This window comes from Desulfobacula sp. (assembly GCF_021107415.1).
Genome location: NZ_JAIOSW010000507.1, coordinates 1 through 8,763 on the forward strand (window position 1 = coordinate 1; position 8,763 = coordinate 8,763).

At 36.8% G+C, this 8,763-nt stretch carries 7 protein-coding genes; all 7 read right to left on the reverse strand.

The genetic code is table 11. From position 1 onward, the window contains the following. Nucleotides 1–188 precede the first annotated feature (188 nt). Complete coding sequence (locus tag K8S13_RS25075) at nucleotides 189–2,981, reverse strand: Hsp70 family protein (RefSeq protein WP_291466499.1); 2,793 nt, start codon at nucleotides 2,979–2,981, stop codon at nucleotides 189–191. A 29-nt stretch (nucleotides 2,982–3,010) separates the two neighbouring features. Then, nucleotides 3,011–3,493, reverse strand: coding sequence for a DUF2760 domain-containing protein (locus K8S13_RS25080; RefSeq protein WP_291466501.1), 483 nt, complete (start codon nucleotides 3,491–3,493; stop codon nucleotides 3,011–3,013). Between the two features lie 555 nt (nucleotides 3,494–4,048). After that, complete coding sequence (locus K8S13_RS25085; RefSeq protein WP_291466502.1) at nucleotides 4,049–4,333, reverse strand: helix-hairpin-helix domain-containing protein; 285 nt, start codon at nucleotides 4,331–4,333, stop codon at nucleotides 4,049–4,051. A gap of 371 nt (nucleotides 4,334–4,704) precedes the next feature. Next, complete coding sequence (locus tag K8S13_RS25090) at nucleotides 4,705–5,667, reverse strand: NAD-dependent epimerase/dehydratase family protein (RefSeq protein WP_291466504.1); 963 nt, start codon at nucleotides 5,665–5,667, stop codon at nucleotides 4,705–4,707. A gap of 29 nt (nucleotides 5,668–5,696) precedes the next feature. Beyond that, nucleotides 5,697–6,830, reverse strand: coding sequence for a glycosyltransferase family 1 protein (locus K8S13_RS25095; RefSeq protein ID WP_291466506.1), 1,134 nt, complete (start codon nucleotides 6,828–6,830; stop codon nucleotides 5,697–5,699). Then, nucleotides 6,821–8,107 carry a flippase gene (locus K8S13_RS25100; protein WP_367172906.1) on the reverse strand — a complete coding sequence of 429 codons (1,287 nt, stop codon included), beginning with the start codon at nucleotides 8,105–8,107 and terminating at the stop codon, nucleotides 6,821–6,823. The genes K8S13_RS25095 and K8S13_RS25100 overlap by 10 nt, the downstream gene beginning before the upstream one ends. A 25-nt stretch (nucleotides 8,108–8,132) precedes the next feature. Next, nucleotides 8,133–8,763, reverse strand: a 631-nt coding sequence (locus tag K8S13_RS25105; RefSeq protein WP_291466507.1) for a GDP-mannose 4,6-dehydratase, incomplete at its 5' end; no start/stop codon positions are given.

Genomic DNA, 8,763 nt, shown 5'->3' on the forward strand with positions numbered 1-8,763 from the left:
AACTCTTTAAAGTCTTGTTTTAGACCCGCTCTAAAATTTCTCACTGACCAATTTTCAAAGATCAAACTCTTTTTTCAAGGAAAAAACGTAACAAGTTCTTTCCTTGAATAGAACTCACTGAATATATATGAATTTTTAAATTATGTCAAACATTTTTTTAACATTTTTTTAATCATAAAAAAATATTATTATTGTCTTAAAACAAGACCTGCCGGTAGTTTCTCTCCAAACTGAGCATTTTTTTCTTGAACAGCCATATCAATTTTTTCATTAATTACTCTGATAAAAAAATCTTTTGCTTTTCTTTTATGCATCCAGTCAATGATCCTTAAAACATCCTCCTGATCAATATCCCGTGTTCTATCTCCTGTTTTACGGGATACCTGCACATTCATATTCTCAACAGGATCATTTTTCTGCCATTTTTTTTTCATGACCTGGTTTATCCATTTTATCACCTCTTTAGCCGGAACTACCCTGTCAACAGATCCATATAATAATTCCCTGGCACCTAAACGTGACAGTGTCCAGAACATATTATCCTGTTTTTTACCCGGCTTGAGTAAAGGAAGAAGATATTTGGCCAACACTACCTTATCCTTAACCAAAAGCCTTTCCATATTTCCGGCTGCCATCCACAATTCAACCTGTTCCTGTGGAGAAATTTTGCTCTTACTGGTTTTACCTTTTATTAATAAGGATAAAATATCCTGAAAAAACTGTCGCTGTTGTCCTGCTTTCAGGCCTGCGGCTATTCTTCGAATAAAAATCCACCATTCAAGTCTGTTTTGGACTATTTTTTCAAACTTCAACCCAGCAAGATAAATCTTCCATAATTTCCTTACCCGTTCTTCATCAAATGCATCTCCAAACCCGGGACGTATACAGAAACCTGTCAAATTAAGCCATTTTGCCTCATGTTCGGCTGTGTGGTTTCGCGTATTTTCAAGTTCCAGGAGTTTGTCCGCAATGCTGCGTAAAAATGATAACGGCCAATTCAATTTTGTCTGCCCGACTATTTTTTCAATCTGTTTGGCAATACTTTTAAGCGCATTATTTTCATCAGATTCATCTGTAAAAACTTGATGAATTCGGTTACAGGCATCTTTTATCAAAGCTTCATCATAGATTTGGGTTTCCCTGGATTCCACACCATTTTCCATATCTCTTAACTGAAACTGCAATTTCCATTTATGGTCACTCACACCTGAATGGCAATACATGGAAAGGGTCCCCATTTCCGTGTATTCTGCTCCAATTGTCACAGGAATAATTTTTCTCCGGCCATTTTTTCCAAATTTAATAATGGTCTGAATCGGAGTCATTGAAGAAAAAGAATCATCAATGGTGATAATTTCACCTGCCTTATCACCGTTTCGATAACTTGAATAGTAAATATCAAAGCTCACCGGCTCATTGGCTCTTACTTCATATTTCACCTGAGCAAGATCAATAACAGAGCCCTCATCCAGCCCTCTTTCAATGATACAAACAGCTTTGGCAAACTTTTCCTCTCTGACTGAAACCCTTATATAATAACTTCGCGGACTTCCGCTACCAACCCTGACACCTTCGCCCTGCTTTACAAGACCATAATAAGAAGCACCGATTCCGACTGCCAGTTCCGGGATATTATTCTCAAGAATTTGAGGCAATTGGGATTCACTTGCTTTAAACCATTTTCCAATGGCTTGCCTTATCCTTTCCTGGACTAGAACGGGTTTAAGCGTTCCACCATTAAATAAAATAAAATCAGGCAGAGGATTCTTTGCAAGATTTTTTCTTACATCATCCCTGTGATTTTCCAAAAATCTTATAATATGCCGGGTCACTGCAGACTCTTTTTCAAAGGGAAGACCAAAATCAGTAATTTCCTTACCAGAGTCAATATTTAAACTTTCTGCAGATTCAACATAGGGATAGAATTCATCAAGTAATATTGTTTCAATATCTTCTTTGGTTAGATCTGCCGCAAGGGTCCCTGCAATTAATGAACGACCTTCACCCTTGAGGGTTATCCTGACGGAAGATTCACCCTTATCAAGTATTTTTTCTTTGGCTTCCCTGCATCGATGACATAAGGTTTTCCACTTATCCGAAGTTAATTGGTTCCTTGATTTGAACTTTGACTCAATTTTTCTGGCCAATGCCAAATCAATGTTGTCCCCACCAAGTATTAAATGATCTCCCACAGCAATACGTTCAAATCTTGGAGTTCCTTCTGATTCTTTAAGGCTGATCAAACTAAAGTCTGTTGTCCCCCCGCCAACATCACAAACCAGTATAAGGTCATCCGGCTTCACATGCTTTTGCCAATCTTTTTCATGATGGATCAGCCAGCTGTAGAAAGCCGCAAGCGGTTCTTCAAGAAGTGTTACAGAAGGACCAAACCCTGCTATTCTCATGGCCTCCATGGTAAGATCCCTTGCCTCTTCATTAAAAGAAGCCGGAACTGTGATCACCACAAATTGATTCTCAAGGAACTTGTCTTCATCCTTTACATAATGATTCCAGGCATTTCTGATATGCAGTAAATATTGTGATGTGGCTGTGACAGGTGAAACTTTTTCAAACCCTTCAGATCCCCAGGGCAATACTTTAGCTCTTCTATCAACCCTTTGATTGCACAGCCAGCTTTTTGCTGAAGAAACTAGTCTGGAAGGTATTTTGGAGCCATGGTCCCGGGCAAAACTGCCTGCAAAAAGGTCTTCTCTTTTTTTCCATGGGTGTTTTAAGCCTTCTTTTGAAATATCATATTCACCCGGGATATATAAAAAGGAAGGAAGGACCGGAATTTTTGTAAACTCACCGTGCCCGGTTAACTGAGAAATATTAAAAATTTTAACAAGATTCCTTTTTTCAAATAATTTTTTCCCAGTTGATTTATCATCCTTTAAAGCCGCCACATCCACATACGAAACAGCAGAATTTGTTGTTCCTAAATCTATGCCGATAACATATCGTTTGTCTTGAAAATCCAAAGTATCTCCTAAAAAAACAATTCTCTATTCTATTGTATTTCAACTTCTGCAGGAGTTATAATCGCAACATCCCGAATATCTGATAGCTTTGGAATTTCTTTTTTCCCTGCTTTCCATCCCCTGTGCTTCAAAATCCCCTCAAAAGGAGGCTCTCCTGAAACATTTCCAATAAGCTTAATTGAATCAATATCAAACCCTGGTTCAATTGTTACCATTTCACCCTCTTCACTTTCTATCACAGGCTTTAGATCAATATATTTTTTTATTGTCCTTTTGCAGTCTTCCTGAACACTGCGTACAGCAGCACCAATCTGCTCATCTTCATACAAACTTAAATCTTCATCAAAAAAATCCAGAAGCCGCCCATCCCGTTGCAATACAGACAAACTATGCAAGAACAAGCGCCTTTTCCGATCCTGCTCTATTTTCTGATCCACAAAATCTTTTTTAGATTTTCCTTTAGAAGGCATTTCACCTTTTTTAATATAAACTTCAGTAAAAGTCTTTGACATTGAGCTTCTTAAAATAAGCCATAACACCCAGCCGCACAACAGAAAAACCCCTGATACTGCTGGTACCACCCAAAAATAAAAATTATTGGATATCAGCTCTAAATTATTAGTTATAACTTCATTTCCTGTATCTTTAAAAAGATTTAGGGACAGCCAGTCAAAGGCAAAATAAAGTCCAACATTTATACAGGCACTGATCAACAATGCAAATATCGCAATAATCCAAAAAAATTTTTTTGAATATATTTTCAACCATTCCACTATTTAGTTCTCCTCATCAAATTCCATCAATCAAAACAAAAAACCATGCTGTTTGTCAACAACATGGTTTTAAAAAATAATACAAAATTATTTTGTTTCAAGTACGCATTTTTGACTTCGCCTTTTGCAGTACACCATTAAGGGTCATGAGTTGTCCAGTGGAAGCTTTATTAAAAAATGCAATGCTCCCTTTGATGTATACCAAACATGTTGAAAAAAACAGCTGTTTTAAAAAATTGCCGACCCATTACCAGAAACAAAATGCTGTTTTTTAATTTCCCATAAAAAGTTGCTTTATTGGGTGCTTTTTACAGTGATCAAATCCTTATTGGCATTAAAAAATTTTTGTCCAATACCTTTCACATTCATAATTTCTTCAATTGTCTTAAATGGGTGTGCCTTACGATATTCAATTATTCGATCGGCAATTTTATCGCCAACTCGATTAAGGGTCATGAGTTGTTCTTTAGATCCTGTATTAATATTAATCTTCCCACTACCGGCAATGACAGGTTGACAGAAGCCAGCTAACAACAAAATAGCCAAAACAAAAATTGAGGTCCGTTTGATTTTCCTCATACAAACTCCTTTGATAATAAAACGTTTGCCAAAATACCACACTCTTGTCATTTCATTGATTATTGATATAGCAAGGCCCGGACCAGGGATTCAATTTTCGAAATATATTTTATAAGTGTTTGAAGTTAAAACATTATTTTTAAAATATTCAATCCGCCTCAAAAATAGACATCCCATAGGAAGTGCACAGTCTTATGTGCAGACAAAACTGCAGGAGGCTATAATAGGGAGTTTTATTGTTCTTTTTTTCAATTTTATGTTGCTGGGCTGTGGTTTTCACATTTTGCACATAAATATGGGCAAAATGCCCATGTTTATGTGAAAAAATAAAACAAACCCAATAACCCAACAGATTCATTCATGCGCCAATGTCAATTTATAAATATAGATCTTAAACTTACCTTATGTTTAAAACCGGTATCAAGCATTCTTTTATTATCAAAAACCAAATCATTTGCAAGCTTATTATAAAATGAATGAACCCATACAGACTTATTCTTTAATAGCAAAGCGATAAAAGTTATTGGCAACTCAACAAAATACAAGGGGATATTTATCACTTTTCTTTTGGGCTGGTATTTTGTTTTTTGGAATGTTTCTATAATTTCATTGAATGAATAAGGCCGTTCATCACTAACATTGATAATATTATAAAACCGCTGCTTTATCTCATGCCGCATCCGAAAATCAATAAATTCGATCAGATTTTTTCTGGCTAGGGCTGATATTTTCTGTTCACCCGAACCAAACCGCAAATAGAACATTTTTTTGGGTGCAAACACTCTTTTTTCCAGATTAATGCTCCATTCAGCATCATAGACAGGGGCAAGTCTCAATATATCAAGCTTTTTCAACAAGTTTGCAGCATAGAGCCTTTTCAATCGATTTTCAGCACTCAGTTTACTCTCAGCATAGTCACTAGTAGGAAGGCATTTATCAATTTCCCTGACCATCTTTTTGCTCTGATTTTCTCCATATACAGAAATTGAGGAAAGGAATATGAGATACACGTCTGAATTAGCAGATATAGCTGCAGCAGCAAGCTTTTCAGCCGCTATGCTATTGATATTCTCATACAAGCTTGCATCTTTTTTACTGGTCAATTTCTGATGGGCAAGCCCTGCACAATGTATGACCACATCGGGCAAATATGTATTACAAACATTTTTGAGTGCTTTTTCATCTTCAATATTTGCTTCCACTGAGACATAGGTGTTTTGATCACTAAAACAGGACCGCCTATCCAAAGCAATAATTTTATATTTCAAAGAAAGCACTTTGCATAAAGCTTGTCCAATAAACCCGGATGCACCTGTAACCAGAATCGTTTTCATAAACCAATCATTTGCTTATAAAAGTCCAATCAGGAAACAGAACCTTTATATGCGCTTAATAATTTTTCGACAACACGTTCCCCTGTGAAAAATCTAGATCTGCTTATACCTTTATTTGTCAATTTTTCTCTTAAACGCGTGCTGCTTTGAAGTTTGGCCATTGCATCACAGATATTGCCGATACTTTTCCCATTAAAAAAGAAGGCCGCCTCTTCTGCAAATTCTTTAACGACTTTAATATCTGATGCTGCAACCGGACATCCACATGCCATTGCCTCAATTACAGGAATCCCACAGCCTTCAAACAAAGAGGGAAAGATCAAGGCACTTGCGCCGGAGTATAGCAACGGCAGTTCGTGATAAGCAAGACGGGGCAAGTAAATCACATCTTTATCTAAATTTAATTTTTTTACTTCAGCTTTGATTAACGCCTTTGTTGTCCCGGTATCTGGTCCCGAGTCCCCTCTCAGAACCAGAGGCCATGGATTTCCCCCTTGCTTTTTTAAGTCTGAGTAGGCGTTAATCAGGCGGATATGATTTTTATGGGGATAAAAATTTGCCACATATAACCAAAAATTATCCGGTAACTTATATCTGTTTTTAAATTTTTTTATTTCACCCTTTTGAGAAGGCTTGAATGTATCATTAATAATGATTGGCAGAACATACAATTTGTCTGTTTTAGGTTTTAAAATTTGGATGATATCCAAACCGGTGGTGTTTGAAATCGGTAAGATTGATTTTGCCTTTTTAGCTGTAATATTCAGCACTATTTTCAGGTACAAGTGCTTAATGCGGGAGTAAGAACCGGGGTTACGCAAGGGAAGAAGATCATAGATCGTTACCAAACCGGGAATAATTAAAAACGGGGATAACATATTTGCAAACCAATGAAAACAATCAAGTCTGTATTTCCAACCATAATAGTGTAAGATTGTATTTTCAAACAATATCCGATGCCCGGCTTTTAATGGGTTAATCCGTATCAAAACCTTTTGGAAATTTTTCTGATCCGGAACCAGACACTGACTCTGACGACTTACAAAAACAATATATGTATTTTGTTTATCCAGATGACCTAAAGCAGAAACTAAATTTTCAACATAATTCCAGACCCCTCCGATGCCATCATGCATGTGTAGAAGATTTAGTCCTATGCGCATTTGGACATTATCCTTTTCTTAAAAAATACGGAGCAATATGTCATACAGGAAACAGTTAAAATGATATCTGTTATAACCGTGGCCCAGGCAGCGCCTTGAATACCATATTGAGGGATCAATACAAAGTTCAATAAAATATTAACGATTGTACAAGTCAGTGCAATATACATATAGATTTTCTGCTTGTCTATGGCGATTAATGCCTGGGTTACCATGGTTCCTGGATATAGTGCAATAACCGATAATAAGAGGATATAAAAAACACTAACACTGCTTTGGTATTCTTTTCCAAGAAACAGGTCAAATACAAATTCACCGGCAACATACATAATCGAACAAAGGATCAAAGAAAGGATAATTAACAGAACCAATAATTTTTTATAAAGTGCATAAAATTTAATATCCGGCAGTTTACCATATTGTGATAATCTTGAAAAAGTGGCTGCCATAATGACTCTTACCAGCAACATAATCCCTTCTATGACCATATAGGCACCGCTATAAATTCCAACATCACTTATCTGTCGATATCCTGCTATCATCACAGAATCAATCCTATAATAAATAATACCCAGACCGCTGACAAGAGCCAAAGGAAAAGCTTCTTTCAGAATGGAGATTATTTTTTCTTTTTTAAATGCGAGTCCGCTGTTTTGAAACAGATTTATTTTCTTTTTATATAGGATCACCCAAATGCACACAAATGATAAAAAAAGACTCAATGAAAATGAAATGGAAATAGCAGGTGCTGATTTGTTAATACTTAAGAACACAAAGCTTGTTAAAAGTAAAATCAGCCGTTGCCCCACTAAAAGGAAAGATTCAAATTTCATTGTTTCAAGGCCTCTGAAATAGCTGAAAATAATTGTATTGACAGAAAAAAAACAAAATCCTATCCCTAAAATATTCAGGGTTAAAAAGATGTGTCTGTCAAAAAAAAAGGAAACAACGAAAATTAAAAAAAATCCAAAAAAAGTTGTGCCAAGATTGGTTAAAGCAATTGTTGAAAATCTTTCAAAATCCTCTCTGGCAACCCACTTTACAGCCAAATGATCCAATCCAAAACTCATCACCGTATAAAACAGGTAACAAATACTCAAAGAAAAAGAAAAAACACCAAATTCCCGGGCACCCAAAACCCGCGCAGAAACCATTAAGAAAACAAAAAAAAGGAATCTCCCAATGAATTGACCCAACCCTTGAATATAAAAATTGGAGAGAATTTTCTTATCTTTTGTTAATTCATCAACTATTTTTTTAAAAAAATAAATTCCTATTGCTCCTCAGAAACATGCCCAATCATTATTGCTTTTGCTTTCCGGCCTGTTCAGCCTCAACCATCATTTTGGCCACATCACGCATACAATATGATGCTTTCCATTTGAGTTTTTTCTCTGCTTTTTCTGGATTTGCAACAGAAATATCTATATCAGTAGGCCTTTTAAGGTCTGGGTTATACTCCACATGGTCACGCCAGTTAAGACCGACATTGCTAAAGACCGCCTCAACAAAATCCTGAAGTGAATTCGTCTGACCGGTAGCAATAACGTAATCCTCCGGTTCTTCTTGTTGGAGCATGGCCCACATGGCCTTAACATATTCCGGCGCCCAGCCCCAATCTCGCTGAACAGAAAGGTTTCCAAGCCTTAATACACCACTGCCATCCATTGCAATTTGACAGGCGGCCCGGACTATTTTTTTTGTTACAAACCGCTTTGGGCGAAGGGGAGATTCATGGTTAAAAAGTAACCCTGAGCAGGCAAACATCCCGTAAGCTTCCCGATAATTAGCAACCTGCCAGAAGGCTGCCGATTTAGCAACCGCATAGGGGCTTCGGGGATGGAATGGTGTCTTGTCTGAAGCAGACTGGCCTTCTGTATTGCCGAAACACTCACTGGAACCGGCATTATACAAACGGATGGGTAAATCCATG

Bases quoted from the DNA above. Each gene is read 5' to 3' on its own strand.
- K8S13_RS25080 (WP_291466501.1), bottom strand. From the start codon at position 3,493: ATGTCAAAGACTTTTACTGAAGTTTATATTAAAAAAGGTGAAATGCCT.
- K8S13_RS25085 (WP_291466502.1), bottom strand. From the start codon at position 4,333: ATGAGGAAAATCAAACGGACCTCAATTTTTGTTTTGGCTATTTTGTTG.
- K8S13_RS25090 (WP_291466504.1), bottom strand. From the start codon at position 5,667: ATGAAAACGATTCTGGTTACAGGTGCATCCGGGTTTATTGGACAAGCT.
- K8S13_RS25095 (WP_291466506.1), bottom strand. From the start codon at position 6,830: ATGCGCATAGGACTAAATCTTCTACACATGCATGATGGCATCGGAGGG.